This window comes from Ruegeria sp. HKCCSP346 (assembly GCF_017872595.1).
Classification (GTDB): domain Bacteria; phylum Pseudomonadota; class Alphaproteobacteria; order Rhodobacterales; family Rhodobacteraceae; genus Ruegeria.
In genome coordinates, this window is record NZ_JAEDOT010000011.1 from 1 (window position 1) to 16,108 (window position 16,108).

Below are 16,108 nucleotides of genomic sequence, written 5' to 3' on the forward strand. Positions count from 1 at the left end.
CTGCGCCCTTCCTGGTAAAGCTAATCCGGATACTCCCCTATTTCCCAAAAAAAAACAACGAATTACAGTTTGGCTTTAACGGCATTATCCCCGCAAGCGCAGCAAATCGTGGCATCTCAATACCAAAAACAATCTCACCAAGTGCCATGAGCACACCAATGCAACCGGTTCTGGCGCGGACTTTTGATCGTTGATGTTCCTGGCTATATCGGGTGGTGGCTCCAGGATCAGGGCCCATCTCTTTCTGGGTCACGACGTAATGCCCGCAAAAAATCGAGCGTGCAGCGTGCTACAAGAGAACCAGGCCTCTCAGCCTCTGTTTCGCGCGCGAAACATCATGTGCCGCGCGCGTGCAGCCAGGCTTTCAGCTCCGCAAGAAATGTCTCGGACATTCCCTCGCCGGACAGGGTGACCTGTGCACCGTTTCGACTCTGTTTCAACTGAATGCCGCCGAATGTCTCTTTCAGGGGGGGCTTGGCAGCAGGTGGGTTTTCCCCATTCGACCCCAGGCCGTTCACTGCACGGGTCAGAGCTGAAATCTCGGCTTCCCCGCTCTGAGGCGCGGCCTTCCGCAGAGCGGTGGTGATCAGGGAAGCTGCTTTTGCCTCCTCTTTCAGAACTTTCGCAATCGACAGCCCCAACCGTTCAGGAATAGCTGACGCAAAGCGCAGATGGTCATCCAGGGCATGATAGATCGCGATGAACGAGCCGATCTTGGATCGCTTCGCCCGGCTGGCCGAGGCGAATAGCCCGCGCAGGGCCGCAGTCTCATCCGGGTAAACGCCCTGCTCTGCCGCGCGCGCCACGATCCGGGCGCGCTCGTAGTAGCTCAGCCCGACACGGATTTCATTTTCCTCGACCATGGCCACATAGGCATCAGATGCGCTCTGCGGCTGCCTGAGAAAGGCACGCACGGTCTCAAAGCGGGCCTCGCCCGTAGTATCCTGCGCCAAAGCCCGCAGCGCTGTCAGACGCCGCCAGCCCGAGATCAACCCGTACCGCCCGCCTTCCAGTTCCACGACCTCGATCGGGGTTTGCTGGCCTCGGGTCTTCAGGCTTTCCTTCAGCGCCTCCATGTCCGCGTCATCTGCCGCCATGCGGTCACGCACCAGGTAGGTTTCCTCGATGGCGTCCAATGGCAGATCCTGCACCAAGCGCCCTTCGGCCCGCGCAGCACGCAATTCTCCGGACAGCTCTTCCAGCGCTGCCTGAACCGCCGTGGCCCCGGCCACCTGCGCAACCGGCGGCGTGGTCCGGGGGGCGTCTGTGGGGAACATGGGGTTCAGCCCGGGGGCAGGGCGGCTGTCTTCCAGATAATCCGGCCGGGCAGGGGTCAGTCGTTTGCGTTTTGCCATTGGTTTCTCCTTTTCCTGCGCGGATCAGACTCGGTTTCGGGACGTGGCAGGCGTGTTTCGCGCGCGAAACATCGCGATCAGAGCGACAATTCCGGTGTTCCCGCCTCTTCGGCCTGCCGGGCCCGTTCTTCGCCCCGCCAGACGCCGATCAGCAGCTTCTTGAACGAGGCATAGGTGGCATCAAAGGTTTCCCGCCCGCGCACATAGGTCTCGCGGTTGAAATCGCGGTAATCGGCCTCGTAGATACCGTTGACCTGTTCCCCCGCCTGCCCGATCAGCGCCGTGTAGCCCTGCCAGTGCGGCGACAGGGTCCGGCCCAGATAGGCCTGCATCAGCCCGGCCAGTTCCGCTTGCTGGCTGCCGTCATAGCGGGTGATGATCGTGCGCACCGCATCCCACTGAAACGCCATCTCGGGCCGCCCCAGGGCACGGGCAGCCATGTTCTCGCCATCCTCGATGGACTGGAAGGTGGAATGCAGCATGTCAAAGAACCGGCCAGTGGAATCAAACTCCAGGAACGACGCCCCCATGGGCACCAGCAGGATATCCGAGGCCGCAAGCCCGTTGATCGTCAGATAGCCAAGGGCAGGGGGGGTATCGATGAAGATGATGTCATAATCGTCCAGCACCCCATCTTCGTCCAGCGTATCTGTCAGCGCATCCCACAGCTTCCAGCTGCGGCCCTGCATCCGCCAGACGGGTATCTGGAATTCCGCCCAGTAGAGGTTCAGCTGCGCGCCGATCAGATCGATATTCGGCCAATGGGTGGTCTGGATCAGATCGCTGCTGCGGGTCTTCAGCGCCTCGGACAGGGTATCGTCGATCGGATGCGGGGCCTCACCCCGGTCAAGACGCCCCTGATTGTCGCGGCGCAGATGGGTGGCGTAGTGACGGGCGAGCAGAGGGAACACCGTCTGCCATTCATCGCTGACCTTGCCGCCAAAGATCGACGTCATCGAACCCTGGCTGTCCAGGTCGATGACCAGCACCTTGTAACCGTCCAGAGCCGCCGACATGGCCAGATGCGCGCAGGTCGAGGTTTTGCCAACACCACCCTTGAAATTGGCCACGGACACGATCTTGGCGGGCAGACCCTCGGGGCGGTAAGGGCGGTATTCTTTTGCCTTGGATCCTTCCGAGGCGAAATGTGCCCGCAGCCGCAGAACCTCATCCAGCGTGAACCATTTGGCACCGCCTTCGGTTTCGGACTGTCCCTGCGGCAGATCCGGATTGCCCTTCAGGACCCGGCGAAAATGAGCAGGCGCGACAGGGATCAGATATTTGGTGATTTCCCAGGTTGAAAACAGGCGCAGCTTTTTCTGACCGTTTTCTTCCAGCCCCCGGTTCGCCAGGTCGCTACGCCCCCGCGCACAGGCATCCGCGATTTGCGAGAACTCATGTGTTCCGGTTGGGTCGCCCAGTTCAGCATAGGCCAGATCCGGGTCGATATTGAAATACGGGGGAAGCCCCTCGGACGTTGCTGCTCGCATTGAAATACTGCCCATGTGCTATGTTTTAGCCAATATACCACAAAAGGAAGCATGTGAAAGCAATATGAGCACAAAACTGGATTTTCTAAGCAAAATTAAGGGGTAGAAAGCCTTCGAGACGCTGCTTTTGGGCCTATAGCAAAAAATGTTCAGTTAGAATCCTGTTATCTTATTAGTTACGGCTGAATTTGAATTCTATTAAGTGTAAGAAAAAAAAGCGGTTTTTGTATTTCTCGTAGATCATACTGAATCTGATCCCACGATAGGGTGACTCTGATCCCACGTTGCAGTGACTCTGAACCCACGTTCCGGCGGCTTTACGCATCTTGTGGATAACTCTACGGTGAGCGTCAATAAAACCACGAACAAAGATTCGGGCAGGACATATGGGCAGGGCAGTATGAGCGGGTCAGGGGCGTTGTTGCCTGACCGGCACCCAACGGGCGATTTTTTTGTATGCGATATCTTCGATGCGCTGCCCAAGACAGATATGGGTTCGATGGAGCATCCTATGTTTTCGCTCTCGACCCGGCCGGACCGGCGCATCCTCAATTACGAACATAACGGGGTCGAGATCACGGTGACGCCTTCGGTGCGCGGTCTGGCGACGATCCACGACAAGGACATCCTGATCTTTTGCATCAGCCAGCTGATGGCGGCGATCAATGCGGGCCGGACTGTCAGCCGGGTGTTGCATCTGAAGGCGCATGATCTGCTGGTGGCCACCAACCGCGAAACCAGCGGTGACGGTTACAAGCGTCTGCGCGAAGCGTTCGAGCGGCTGGCCGGCACAAGGATCACCACGAACATTGTGACCGGTGAAACGGAAACCACCACGGGGTTCGGCCTGATCGAAAGCTGGGAAATCGTGCGTCACACAAGGGCGGGGCGGATGGCCAGCGTCAGCGTGAAACTGTCGGACTGGCTGTTCCGCGCGGTGCTGGCGAAATCGGTGCTAACCCTCAGCCGCGATTACTTCCGCCTGCGCAAACCGCTGGAGCGGCGGATTTATGAGCTGGCACGCAAACATTGCGGGCGTCAGCCCGAGTGGCGGATCTCGGTCGAGGTGCTGTTGAAAAAGTCCGGCTCGGCCTCACCCCGGCGGGTGTTCCGCAAGATGATCCGTGACATGATCGCAGCCGATCACCTGCCCGATTATGAGATGACCGAAGAGCCGGGCGACCTGATCCGGTTCTCGCGCCGGGGTCAGGTGGTCGAGGGGCCGGACAAGCCGATCCTGCCGCCGCAGGCGCTGGAGGAGGCCAGGGCGATGGCGCCTGGCCACGATGTCTATGCGCTGGAAGCGGATTGGCTGGCTTATTGGGCCGCGTCAGGCCGCCTACAGATCAGAAATCCGCAGCGGGCGTTTCTGGGCTATGTGGCCAAAAGGGTCGCCGGACGGGACTAGGCGCTTAGCTGGAATAGGCGGGGTTTTGTTTCTGCACGCGTGTCTTCACGATTTTGACAGCGCCGATAACAATGAGGGCTGCAATGATGAACAGCCAGCCAAAGAGGATGTAGCTGCCCAGAGCCATCAGGATGGACGCACCGGAAATCAAAGCAAACCCGCCGGCGCACAGGCCAACTAGAATGGCTATCCCGATAATTCCAATCATCTTCTCCAAGTCCTCCGGCTATGGTCTTGGTCTGGTCAAACCCAGGTGGGCGCCGTCATGCCATTGAGCAGATGCCCAAAATGATTCCGCGATGAAATCATGGCAAAACTTTGAACCACCAGAGGTTAAAATTTGGTTATTTTTACCGGAAGGAGCATTGCTCCACTACTCGTGCGACACTGCGTGTTTTTTTGTTGAGACATGAACATGTCTTGCTTTTCTGATGTGTAACTTATGAGGGGCAGCCATTTATGGCAATGGAGGTTCGTCAAGACGTGCAAAGGTCCGCCTATCTTGATTTCAGAATGCAGCCGGTTTCGCCCATGGCCATTTTGACCGGTGCCGCCAATTCTTCCGTGCTTTTCCGATGGCCTTATTCAAAGGCAAGCAAACGCCCGGGACTCAATCAGAGTGCCGAACGGAGAGAGGCGCGAACAGAGCTTCGCCCCATGCCGCCAGAAGGGCGCTTGGATCTACCCCAACAGATCCGTCGCCGGGTTTTCGGCGATATCCACGTCGTCATAGTATTTCTGCGCCTGCGCCACAGATCGGTGCAGCGACAGGCGCATGGCGGCCTGGATCGGCGCACCGTCCAGCGCGGCCTGGGTCAGAAAGCCAGACCGCAATCCATGCGGCGAGGCGAAATCCTCGGGCAATCCGGCCAGCCTGAGACGATGTTTGACAATCTGATAGATTGCATCCGGGGTCAGGCGGCGTTTCAGCACCCGGTCCGCCTTGGAGATGGGGCGGAATAGCGGGCCACCTGTAATCTCACCAACCTCGATCCAATGCACCAGCGCCTGCGCGGCGCGGCCTTTCAGGATCAGGCGTGGCGTCTCTCCCTTGGCCGTGGTCTTGGTTTCCAGCAGCGACAGCCAGGCGACGCCGGATGTGTCGAACTCCTTCAGCGACACGTCCTCGCGCATCAATCCGGTGATCTCGGACCGGCGGCGCCCGCCGCTGGCCCAGCCCAGCATCAGGATCGCCCGGTCGCGGCAATCGCGCCGCGAGCCGCGGCAGGTGGCCAGCAACTGTTCCAGCACGCCACGGGTGATGGGATGGGCGGATTTCGGGGCAGGGGGCCGGGCGGCCGCCCGGCGCGCCTTGGCCCGGGCCTGTTTCACCTGCGGCGCATCAAACGGGCTGGTCAGGTTCTTCATCCGGTGAAAGGCCAGCCAGGAGGCAATGCGCCGGTCCAGCGTCGACGGCGCCGGGCAGGCCAGCGATTTGCGCAGCCCCCGCGCAATCAGCACCTCCGCGGTTTGACGCGCAATATCTTCATCGGGCGCATCACCCAGATCGCGCGCATGATCAAGGATGAAGGCCAGCGCCGTGGCCTCACTTTCGGGCCAGTCCAGCGCCACCCCGAAGCGCGCCATTTTCCACGCCGTCACATAGATCAGATCGCGTTCATAAGCCCGCAGCGTATTGGCGGGGGTGCCGCGGATATAAAGATCACTCAGCGCGTCCTGATCTGCCTGCGACAGGGCAGGGGCGGCGGCGGGGAGATATGGGGCAGGGGGCTTCATGGCGGCCACTCTGCGCGCAAATCGGCGGGAAATCAATCACATCTGATAAGGGATACTTATTGGGTATGAAAGAAAGATATTTGGCTCGAACAACAAGTAAACAAAATCAAAAGATAATGAGCGTAATAATGGTAGCACCCCTAATCTGGCGGGCCTTCTGAGGATCTGTTGCAACTTTTAGCCATTGACGTTCTCGGAGTTAGCAAGTGAGTAATTGTCGGTCGTATCAATTCGAAAGCAAGTTCATGATTTCTTCCAGATCACGGCACGACACCAAATAACGCAGGTAAAGGAAAACGGCGTGCAATATTATTTCCTTTGGAAAATGCGCGCCCTTGAATGACATCGTCACAGTTTGACTTTTCCGAAATCCGCCGCGCCACTTTCACGAGGACCAACCTCGAACAGAGGGTCTCAAAGCTTGCGACAGAGCCTTTATGGTCGTTGAGGGTCGATCCTGTCTGCCCCCTCCGGCAGGATACGCCCGATTAGAAACTCGTTGTTCGAAAATACTGTGGTGACGCAATCCGCTGCGGCCGTACCTGACCGAAGCCGGATTACGGCGTAATCCGCGCGCAGCGCAGTGTTCTTGGTACATTCCCCGTCAAAGAATGCGCGACGTGCCTGCAATAGCTGATACCAGCGCACTACATCAGGTTTGCTGGTTGGAATGTATTTGAAATTTACGACAAACCCTCGCCCACTCAATCGTTCCATCCCGCCGGGAAACGGATCGCCCTCCAGAATTGATCCTCCTGCAATTGCCTCCTGCACCACGATTGCCGCATTCGGTGCCGTGTTGGTGCGGATCCATGATAGAATATCGCGTTCGGAGGCGCTGAGAGCGGCTTCGAGCCTGATATGTGGGGGATACCGCGTGACGATTTGCGCCAGACTGCCCAAGGCCTGGGGCAGTAAGAGCAACAAAACTGCGGTGCAGGTTGCCAGAGCGAGCCGCGGTCGCTGGTCCTGCTCGACCAGTTCCGACAGCATATGCGCCAAAGCCAGAAGCGACATCAGACAGATTAGCCCGGCAGGACGCAGCAGATAGAAGGGTGCCAGCAAGTAGCGGCCATCGTCCAGCATGTAGATAACAAGCGCCAGAAGGACATATACATTCAGCCCGATCAACCAGATCAGCAAAGCCCGGTCCCTGAACCGGTCGCGTAGCATTACGAGCGCAATCAAAAGCGCCAAATGCACGCATGCACCGGGCAGCCAGGCTTTGAGGAAATGGCGGATGCCATCGAGAAGGGGAGCAACATGGAAGTGCGCTGAAAGTTCTGTGTAGATCGCGTTTAGCGAGCGATCGAGGCCCGAGGTATCGACCTCCACCCCGATCCGCTCCCGGATCAAGACAAAGAATAACGGCAGGATCAGCAGGAAGAATCCGATCGCGAGACGTGCGGATTGCCACATGCGACCTGTTTTCAGAAGGTGCAGCAGAACCAGTGTCACAGCCCAGAAACCACCGACCAGAAAATGCATGTAGGTTGCCACTGCCAACGCGATCATAGCCATTATCCAGCGGCCGTTCAGCGCTGAGGTGATCGCGAGGAATACCGCAGCGTAGGCAAAGACCTTCGCCTCTATTGTGTCGAACATCCATTCATTGCCAAGAATACCTTGAGCGCTTTGACAAAATATCAGGAGTGAGAGAGCCAGTTCGGCCACCCGCAATCCGAAATCGCGTGCGATGGCGGCAACCCCCAAGGCAGAGAGCAACCAGAGTGTCAGTGCGAAGATCGTCTTAGCGGCTTCAAAGCCTGCCAGTGTGATAACGTTGCCGATCAGCAAAAAGCTGACGATGCGTCCCTTTGAATCGTCGAAAACCGCATGGCTGTCTGTGAATGCGTCGGGTTGCGCAAATCTATAGGAGAGATCGAAATAGTTGATCTCGTTACCCGACCATTGCACTGGCCACATAAATGGACCGATGACTGCGATTGCGGTTAGAGCAAGTAACCAATAGCTACGGCTCGTTGCAATGTCGCCGACCTGCCCCAGCGCTCCTTTCATCAGCCCCCCCATAGCACAGGTTGCCATTGCAGTTGCAATTGATATCCGCATTCATCTTCCTATGCGCATGCGGTCGCGGTTTGGTGAGATATAACATGGTGCTGTAAATTTTTTGAAATATTTATATAGCTTTGAACGCTGGAGGTGATTTTGGGAGGCGTGGTTTGGTGTTTCGCACCCTGAAAACTGGACCGTTTGAAGCTGGAGTTTTCCGCTAAGCTTCCCAAACTGGGATAGGAGCGGAATCGCATGAAGGCATCAAAGTCCACGGGGATGCAATAGGCGTTCATCCTGAAGCAGGGCGAGTAAGATCGCTGTTTCATCAAGAGGCTCACCTGGTCGATGTTGGGTGTCAAAGCCTTCGTATCATCCGCAGTAAAATCAACGAGCCTGGAACGGGGGCGCAGCGACCTCCAGATGCTCCAACACATCTACTTGCAAGCGAAAGGAAAAGGTGGTGCTCCGCCGGTGCGGCTCATTGACGGATTTTATAACATTCCACGGTAGATCGAATTTGTAACACAACCACCTTATCCTGTCATACTCTTCAATAGGAAGTCGGGGGTGATTTTAGAAATCCGTATTTTCTATAATTGTCCTCGGAACAGTTTTGCTCTTGGAGGCAAACTCCACGCCGGGATAAGGGTCCCGCGTCTTTCTTAACCAGCAGGCGTGTGTCCGTCGTCAGGGATTTTGGGACAGATGGCGACGTGAGCTATGAGAAGATCGTGTCGCAGTATTTCTATGTCTTCTATGCGCCTGACAAACTGTCGGCGGAGCAATTTGAAAACATTGGAAACTTCTCACTCAATTCGATTAAAATGCTGGAATCCCGGGTTCAGGAAATCCTGCTTAGTGTGATTATGGGGAACGAGTATATGGACAAAGATTTCAGTGCAGCAATGGAACGCTTTAGCACAGAACTTCTGCCGCAACCTTCCTAGGATGCCGAAGGCAGACGCCTCGCGGGCCTTGATGCGCCATGTGGGTTCCCTCTCTGTCGACGATACCTTTGACGTATTACGCACCTGCCATATGATGGCTGTGTTTCAACATGGCTCAGCCTCGTACCATATCAGATCAACGGTGCTGAATCTGCAATCGATTTGGTAAAACCTTTCCGGGTGGCGGGTTTGTGTGACGTCCGCATGTGCCCCGGACAAGGGGGTAAGGGGTTTCGTCTATGGCCTATGTTTCAGGGCAACCAGAGCAGGAGGTGGATATTGCAACCGGACGTTCCACCCGGCCACTACGCGTTCTGCAATTGGGACCTGCGTTCGAACGAGGTGGAATTCAGCGCCATATTCTGGACCTGACGAGTTATCTGCGGGATCGAGGGCATCATGTCGAACTGGGTGGACCGCCCGGTCCATGGGGCCGGGAAGGGCGCGATGTCGGGTTTCATGCGTTGGACCTGAAACGTGTATCGGAAGACGAGGGTCTCAGTATGATGAGACGGCTAGGAGCCGCCGTGGGCTGTGCGCAAAAACTGCGAAAGATTGTCGCCCGCGGCCGTTTCGACCTTGTTCATTCTCACGAAACCGCCCCCGCACTTGTCGCCCGGCTGGCGCTTGCCGGCCAGCCGACCCGCCGCCTTTTCACCTTTCATGGTTCAACGCCCGAACGGTATGGCGGGGTGGCGCGCAGTGCTCAGTTCGCAGCTCATGTCACTGCTTGCCCCAGCCATAAAACCCTTGATGCATTGATCGATCGTGGCCTGCCGCGGGCGCGCACAGCCCAGCTTGGGCTTGGTGTGCCACCGCCACCGGATCAGGATCCCGCTGCAGTTCTGGCGCTGAGACAGGAACTTTTGCGCGACGAGAAAGGTGTGTTGATTTTCAGCCCGGCCCGGCTGGATCCGCAAAAGGGTATCGACCTGATGATCGATGTGCTGGCCCGGCTGGTGAAGGTGCGCCGCGATATCGTGCTCGCGCTGGCAGGTCATGGTCCTTTGGAAGATGTGATTTCGGGTTGGATTGCCTCGGCGGGGGTGAGTGAAAATATCCGGGTTCTGGGGCCGATCGATACCGTCCCCCTGCATATGGCCGCCGCGGATTTCATGCTGCTCACGTCCCGTTGGGAGGCGCTGCCGATTTCAATCGTCGAGGCCTTTCACGCCGGTTTGCCCGTGATAGCGACCGATTGCGGCGGTGTGAGTGAACTTGTGTCTGAACAGGTTGGGCGGCTTTGCCCGGTTGGCGATGCCGAAGGGCTGACTGCTGCTGTGCTGGAGCTTGCGGGGAACGAGGAACTGCGCCGGGAACTGGGGTCCAACGCTCGTGCACTGGCACGTGAGGACCGTTTCGACCCAACCCATGTGCATGAACGGATCGAACAGATTTATCGGCAGATGCTGGATGGGGTGGCATGACAGAGTGCAGGAAGTAGAAACAATAAGGGAATATTTTGTATATTATCGAGTATTTGGGCTGCTTTGAGGTGAAACCGCCTGCATCCGAGCCTTGTGTCAGTATGCGCCCCGGATACGGTGGGGTGCGAAAGAAGGACCGGCACCTGCATGCGCCGCGTCCAGGCCGACGATTTTGCCGGGTGCCTGACCTGAACCGAGTGGACTGGAGAAGCCCATGAAACAGCCTTCCCCCGCGCTTGACCGCAACGATCTGGCAATACTCCTGTTCATTCTTCTTCTTGCCGCAGTCCTCAGAAGCGCCGGGCTGAACGCGCCCCTGTGGTATGACGAAATCCGGACCGTCGATACGCATGTCAGCCTTCCGTGGAATGAGATGATGCGCGAATATTCGATGAACCATCATTACTTTTTCAGCATGAAGGCAAAGCTGGTTTCCCAGATCTTCGGAGATCAGGCCTGGGCATACCGGTTTCCGGCCGTCCTGTTCGGCGTCGGTCTTGTCGGGGTAATCTGGTGGCTGGCAAAAGAGGTTGCAGACAGCACGATTGCGCATGTTTCTGCCTTGCTGGTGGCCCTGTCCTATCATCAGGTCTGGTTCTCTCAGAACGCGCGCGGATATACCGAGCTTGCATTCTGGAGCACGCTTGGCTTCATTTTCTTTCTGCGGGGGATGCGCCAGCCAGCGACCGGCACCTGGGTTGCATTCGGCTTTACCGCCGCGGCCGCTGTTTTCACGCATCTGACCGGTGCATTTTTCTTTGTTGCACTGGGTCTCATCTGGCTGCTTTCCCTTGTGACCGGGTTCGGCCGGGGCACTTTGACCCGCGAATGGGTGCTGCATCCGCTGGTGGGTGTTGCGGTTGCGCTGGTTCTGGTCCTGCTTGCATATCTGCCGATCTTGCCAAGCATAGCGGGCACGGTGAGCGAGGTTTCGGCGACATCCGCCGTGGACCCCATGCAGGAATACCAGAACCCGCTCTGGACAATTGTCGAAGGTTTGCGGACCGCGGTTGGGGATACCGGCCCGCTGATGTTGTTCATCGCGATCGGTGGGCTGGCCGTCATCGTCTTCGGTGCCGTGGGGGCGCATGCGGTGCAGCCGTTGTTTTTCCCGTCCATCGCCATGCATATCGCCGTGACGCTACTGCTTCTGCTGTCGCTTGAGATGCGGATCTGGCCGAGGTTCTTTTTCGTCGATATCGGGCTGATCATTATTCTGGCCGTTGTGGGGTGTCGATACGGTGCTGATGCGGTGGCACGGTGGGCTCAACAGCCCCGGTTTGGATCGCCGCTCTTTGCGTTGGGCGTTCTGGCGATGATCGTGGTGTCCGTGTTCTTGGTGCAGCGGAACTATTCTGCTCCGAAACAGGATCTGGCGGGGGCTTTTGCGCTTGTTGAAGAAACCCGCAGCCCGTCAGAACGGGTATATGCGATCAACCCGGGCGGCCCCCTTTTCGAAGACCACTTCGACGCCGACTGGGGAACCATCGGGGATGCGCAGGACTATTCCGAGGCCATGGCCCAACCTGGCCCTGTGGCGCTGGTTGTTCTGTTCCCAGACCGGATGTTCCGTGCCATTCCTGATCTGCAACGTGATGCGGAAGGGCGGCTGGAACGCGTGCACGCGTTTGCCGGGACGCTGGGGGACGGGCAGGTTCTTGTCTACCGGCGCAGATGAGGCCGAGGGATCAGGATGAATGACCGTCCAGGGGCTCAAACCCCAGGCTGCTTTCGACAATGTAAAGCGGGCGTTTCTGAGCCTCTGCATAAAGCCGCCCCAGATATTCCCCGATGACGCCCAGCACGACAAGTTGCAGGCCACCGATCAACAGCACTGCAACCATCAATGAGGCATAGCCGGGTACATCCACCCCGTAGACAAGGGTGCGTGAGATCAGGAAAACACCATAGATGATCGCGGCCAACGCAGTCAGCATGCCGACATAGCCCGCAATCCTGAGAGGTACGGTGCTGAACCCGGTAATACCGTCCAGCGCAAAGTTCCAAAGGCGCCAGTAGTTGAATTTGGTCTGCCCCGCCGCACGCTCGGGGCGGTCATACGCCACCTCGGTGTGCCGAAACCCGACCCAGGCAAAAAGGCCCTTCATAAAGCGGTTGTGCTCACGCAACTGAACAACAGCCTGAACCACGCGCCGGTCCATAAGGCGGAAATCGCCGGTATTGGCGGGTATCGGTACCCCCGAAAGCCGGTTGATGACCTGATAGAACTTCAGCGCTGTCCAGCGTTTCATCGCGGTATCGCTGTCGCGGTGGCGCCGGACGGCATAGACGACATCGAACCCTTCGCGCCATTTTTTCAGAAATGTCTTGATCAGTTCGGGGGGATCCTGCAAATCCGCGTCTATCGGAACAACGGCTTCACCCGCAGCTGCATCCAGCCCCGCCGTCAATGCGATTTCCTTGCCGAAATTACGTGAAAAATTCAGCACCTTGATACGATCATCGCGCTCATGCGCGGCGGCCAGAAGCTTGGCAGTTGCGTCTGTGCTGCCATCGTTCACGCAGATGATCTCGTAGCTTTCCCCAAGCTGATCGAGGAATTGCCCCAAACGTTCGAACAGGGCCGGCAGAACCTCTTCTTCATTGAACATGGGCACGATGATGCTGAGCGTCGGAGCGCTTTGGTCCAAGGCTTTTTCCCGGGACGGAATTGTGGGGGAACTCATGTTTAAATTTACCATAACGCGTAGCCTTTCCCGTGCGTCCGGGGATAAGTGACCATGGTTTTGCCTTGGGCTCAAAAAGTTCTGTGTGCGTGCGTATTTTTTCGAATTTCAGTGTCTTTTCACAGTCACTAAGCACCTCACGCCGTGCATCGGTGATGACAAAGTTTTTAGTTTGGCGTCATTTGGCCAGTCAGGCGCACGCCTTATTCTAGGTTGCCGGATGGATTCTCTATCGCGCCAAGTGTCAGCTTTTCGGACCAGGTGACTGCACCATCCCCGTTCACCATTGATACTTCGATCTCATTTGGTACCTCTCCGTTCCAACCTGCGGTATAGAAACACCCGCCATGTATGGTGTGGCCATGGTCTTGGATTGCGCTGCGAACGGTTGGCATCGCGGTGCTTGTAACGTCAATTCTGTCCCCTCGAAGGGGGGACGCACAGATCTCCGAGAGCCGCAGAACTGCTTTTGGCGTGACGCAGATACGACCGATTTCGGGCTTGTCGCTGTCAGCGCACATGAGGTTGCCGGAAAAGCCGGAGCTTTGCGACAGGCAGACATAGGCGGCACCATGATGCAGATAGACGGAATTTTCGGCTGGGAAGGCCTCGCAGGCCAGCGGTCCTTCATACAGCCCGCCCTCGGCGTACCAGTCCAGGTCATACATGTCCTTGAAGATGCCCGGGCGGGAGTTGCCAGCGTGAAATACGGTCCAGCCAATCATGTCCCCCCAAGCCAGATCGGGGTAATCTGTATGGCCGACGATGCGGAATGGCGCGCCGTCATACCCTTCCAGCTCCGCGAGCCGTGTCATGATTTGTTCGGCAAGCGTCTCATCACGGTCCCCCATTTCGGACTGATCGCTCCAGACGAAAGGCGCCATGAAGGCGTATGTGAGTGCAACGATCAGGGGCAGGCCCAGAATGACCGGTGCCGTGAACCCTCTTGCCCGTATTTCGGCATCAACGGCCAGGTAGAACACCGCAGCCAGTAAGCCGACATAGGCTACGGCCCGTGACGGTATCCACTGCCCATCGTAGGAGAACCAGATCAGCAAAGGCAGCAAGAGAATACCGGTCATGCCAATCAGGATGCGCAGGGCATGCACCCAATTGTGCGGGTTCCGTACAAGGACAGAAATGCTCAGCCCAACGCCCAGCAAGAACCCAATTCCGATATAGGCGCTGTTCAGGGTCTTGATTTCCCAGGGTATTCTTTGTAGCGACCCCCGCCAGATTTGGCCAAGCAATTGAAGGGCTGTTTCAAGCTTGCCCTGCAACTCGTGGAGAGAGGGCATCGCGATACGGTTGGTCGTGGGGACATGATCATGCAACTGGGCAGCCAGATGGGCCTGCGCAAAATAGACCAGAAGGCCAAGACATGATCCAATTGCCGACAGCAGGATGAATGTGCCCACATCTGTGGTCTTGTATCGGTCGGTTCGGATCATCGAGACAAACAGGATCACGGCGCCAAAAGGGACGAAAGGCTGATAGAGTGCTGCACAAAGCGCGATGCATTGCGCACCGATCAAAAGCCAGATCACCCGCGCGCCAAACGCATGAAGGATGCCGCGTTCAAAACATTTGAAACCGGCAACGGAAAGCAGCAACGCCAGTGGGAACGCAAACACGTGGCTCGAAAAAGTAAGGGCGTTGATCATGTAGATGTGATGAACGCCAAGCGTGAAAATCAAAAAGGTCGCGAAGGGCCGGGTGTCACGATCGCCGGACTGCCGCGCCAGAATCCACGACAGCAGAAGGAAAACGCCTGCCGCTAGTCCAGTCTGCAAAACGGGCAGAAAACGTTCCTGGAGAACATGGACATACAGCACCTCCATCGCCCAGCGACCTTCCTCGGTCGTCCAGTTAAGAGGCATCCCGCCCTCGGGTGCACCATGGACCTGACGCCAGTCATCGGGGTTTCTGCCATCCCTGATCAGGCCCGGTGCGGTTGTGAGTGCATAAATGAGCAGGCTGGCGGAAATCGCATGCGGCCAGCGGAACCTAGTCGAGAGGATATGTGCGGGTCGTGCAATGCTCATGCTATACATTTCCCACAAGAAACGTGCACACAGCTGTCTCTGACCCGGTCAAAAATACTCTTTCAACCTGCGGGCGCGCTTCATGTTGGATGGCAGCGACACGATGTTTCGTACCAGCCTGGCTGCGGCACGCATCCCCGGAATGGCCTTGAGCGCCGAGAGCCCTTTGGATGTTTTCAGAAGAGCTTCGTAGGTCTGATTGTCCGCATGCCTGAAGTCTTTGGCATGCAGGTCCTTGCCAGCGTTTTCTGTGGGCGCCGATGCGACCGAGGTCGCCTTGCGGTTCACGTCAAAGACGACAAAAGACTCAAAGAAGCTAATCCCCCAGGCACGCTTTTCCGAGGTGTCAGGCGTCAGCCGCGAGAACCGATGGTTGATACGGTCCACCATGTTCATGGCATATTTGATGAAGGAACGGTGCCTGAGGCCGAACCCTTCCATGTAAGAGGTATGCGTGTCTTCGACCACAAGCATCCCGCCATCCTTGATGTGTGGCAACAGGCATTCCGTCGTAATGATCTGTTGTTCATAGGTGTGGCCGCCATCATCCAGAACGATGTCGATATCACCGACTTCCCTTACGATTTTTTCAAGGAAATCCGGATCGCTCTGGCTGCCGATGAAAATCTCGAACCCTTCCTGTTCCCAGCGCTTTGCATCGGGGTTCAGTTCAACGCCGATGATGCGGGCCTGAGGGCCAAAGAATTCCCGCCACATGAAAAGAGATCCACCACCCAGAACGCCGATCTCAACAAACGTGATATCCTTTCCGATGTAAGGAGAAAAAAGTTTGTCATACACATCGAAGTAAGTGGAATGCTTACTGCTTTTGTATGGGCTGTTCATATAGGCCTGATAACTTTTCGACTCTAACATCTCTACGTCCTCGGATCTCAACTTGTCATGCGCTCCACCTGTCGAAGCGGGTATTCATAAACTGGGGCGTCAATTCCATTACTTCGTCTGTTTGGCTGTTTTGTGGCTCCGCTCTTTCCA

Annotated in this window: 13 protein-coding genes and 1 pseudogene; 5 read left to right on the forward strand and 9 right to left on the reverse strand. The window is 57.0% G+C overall.

Annotation, left to right across the window (positions count from 1 at the left end):
• Positions 1-194, forward strand: a 194-nt coding sequence (locus tag I9185_RS19165; RefSeq protein WP_210093853.1) for a hypothetical protein, incomplete at its 5' end; no start/stop codon positions are given.
• Between the two features lie 141 nt (positions 195-335).
• Here I9185_RS19165 and I9185_RS19170 read toward each other — a convergent pair.
• Together I9185_RS19170 and I9185_RS19175 are read right to left on the reverse strand one after the other, a co-directional pair.
• On the reverse strand, positions 336-1,355 hold the full coding sequence (locus I9185_RS19170) for a ParB N-terminal domain-containing protein (RefSeq protein ID WP_210093854.1): 1,020 nt from the start codon (positions 1,353-1,355) through the stop codon (positions 336-338).
• Positions 1,356-1,432: 77 nt separating this feature from the next.
• Positions 1,433-2,845, reverse strand: a complete 1,413-nt coding sequence (locus tag I9185_RS19175) for an AAA family ATPase (protein WP_245223642.1) — start codon at positions 2,843-2,845, stop codon at positions 1,433-1,435.
• Between the two features lie 400 nt (positions 2,846-3,245).
• Here I9185_RS19175 and I9185_RS19180 point away from each other — a divergent pair, with 400 nt between their 5' ends.
• Entirely contained in the window at positions 3,246-4,253 is a 1,008-nt protein-coding gene (locus I9185_RS19180) for a replication initiator protein A (protein WP_210093855.1), read from the forward strand.
• A 4-nt stretch (positions 4,254-4,257) separates the two neighbouring features.
• On the opposite strand, the gene I9185_RS19185 is transcribed toward I9185_RS19180, so the two are convergent.
• The 4 genes and pseudogenes from I9185_RS19185 to I9185_RS19200 form a co-directional block, all read right to left on the reverse strand.
• Positions 4,258-4,470: a hypothetical protein gene (locus I9185_RS19185; protein ID WP_171172364.1), complete on the reverse strand. Its 213-nt coding sequence runs from the start codon at positions 4,468-4,470 to the stop codon at positions 4,258-4,260.
• Between the two features lie 464 nt (positions 4,471-4,934).
• Positions 4,935-5,990: a tyrosine-type recombinase/integrase gene (locus I9185_RS19190; RefSeq protein WP_171637963.1), complete on the reverse strand. Its 1,056-nt coding sequence runs from the start codon at positions 5,988-5,990 to the stop codon at positions 4,935-4,937.
• 244 nt (positions 5,991-6,234) lie between these two features.
• A pseudogene (locus tag I9185_RS19195) lies at positions 6,235-6,342 on the reverse strand (IS6 family transposase); the annotation flags it as partial.
• An 83-nt stretch (positions 6,343-6,425) separates the two neighbouring features.
• The gene (locus tag I9185_RS19200) at positions 6,426-8,060 is read right to left on the reverse strand and encodes a hypothetical protein (protein WP_209835511.1); all 1,635 of its coding nucleotides are present in this window, start codon (positions 8,058-8,060) and stop codon (positions 6,426-6,428) included.
• A gap of 659 nt (positions 8,061-8,719) precedes the next feature.
• On the opposite strand from I9185_RS19200, the gene I9185_RS19205 reads away from it, so the two are divergent.
• The 3 genes from I9185_RS19205 to I9185_RS19215 all read left to right on the forward strand — a co-directional run bounded on the left by I9185_RS19205 (position 8,720) and on the right by I9185_RS19215 (position 12,058).
• Positions 8,720-8,953 carry a hypothetical protein gene (locus I9185_RS19205; protein WP_209835510.1) on the forward strand — a complete coding sequence of 78 codons (234 nt, stop codon included), beginning with the start codon at positions 8,720-8,722 and terminating at the stop codon, positions 8,951-8,953.
• Positions 8,954-9,192: 239 nt separating this feature from the next.
• On the forward strand, positions 9,193-10,380 hold the full coding sequence (locus tag I9185_RS19210; protein ID WP_171637864.1) for a glycosyltransferase family 4 protein: 1,188 nt from the start codon (positions 9,193-9,195) through the stop codon (positions 10,378-10,380).
• Positions 10,381-10,594: 214 nt separating this feature from the next.
• Positions 10,595-12,058 (forward strand): glycosyltransferase family 39 protein, encoded by a 1,464-nt coding sequence (locus I9185_RS19215; RefSeq protein ID WP_171637866.1) that lies wholly within the window; start codon positions 10,595-10,597, stop codon positions 12,056-12,058.
• 10 nt (positions 12,059-12,068) lie between these two features.
• Here I9185_RS19215 and I9185_RS19220 read toward each other — a convergent pair whose 3' ends face one another.
• The 3 genes from I9185_RS19220 to I9185_RS19230 all read right to left on the reverse strand — a co-directional run bounded on the left by I9185_RS19220 (position 12,069) and on the right by I9185_RS19230 (position 15,988).
• Positions 12,069-13,067 carry a glycosyltransferase family 2 protein gene (locus I9185_RS19220; RefSeq protein ID WP_171637868.1) on the reverse strand — a complete coding sequence of 333 codons (999 nt, stop codon included), beginning with the start codon at positions 13,065-13,067 and terminating at the stop codon, positions 12,069-12,071.
• A 203-nt stretch (positions 13,068-13,270) separates the two neighbouring features.
• Positions 13,271-15,112, reverse strand: a complete 1,842-nt coding sequence (locus tag I9185_RS19225; RefSeq protein WP_171637870.1) for a glucosyltransferase domain-containing protein — start codon at positions 15,110-15,112, stop codon at positions 13,271-13,273.
• A gap of 48 nt (positions 15,113-15,160) precedes the next feature.
• On the reverse strand, positions 15,161-15,988 hold the full coding sequence (locus tag I9185_RS19230) for a class I SAM-dependent methyltransferase (RefSeq protein WP_209835505.1): 828 nt from the start codon (positions 15,986-15,988) through the stop codon (positions 15,161-15,163).
• Positions 15,989-16,108: the final 120 nt, after the last annotated feature.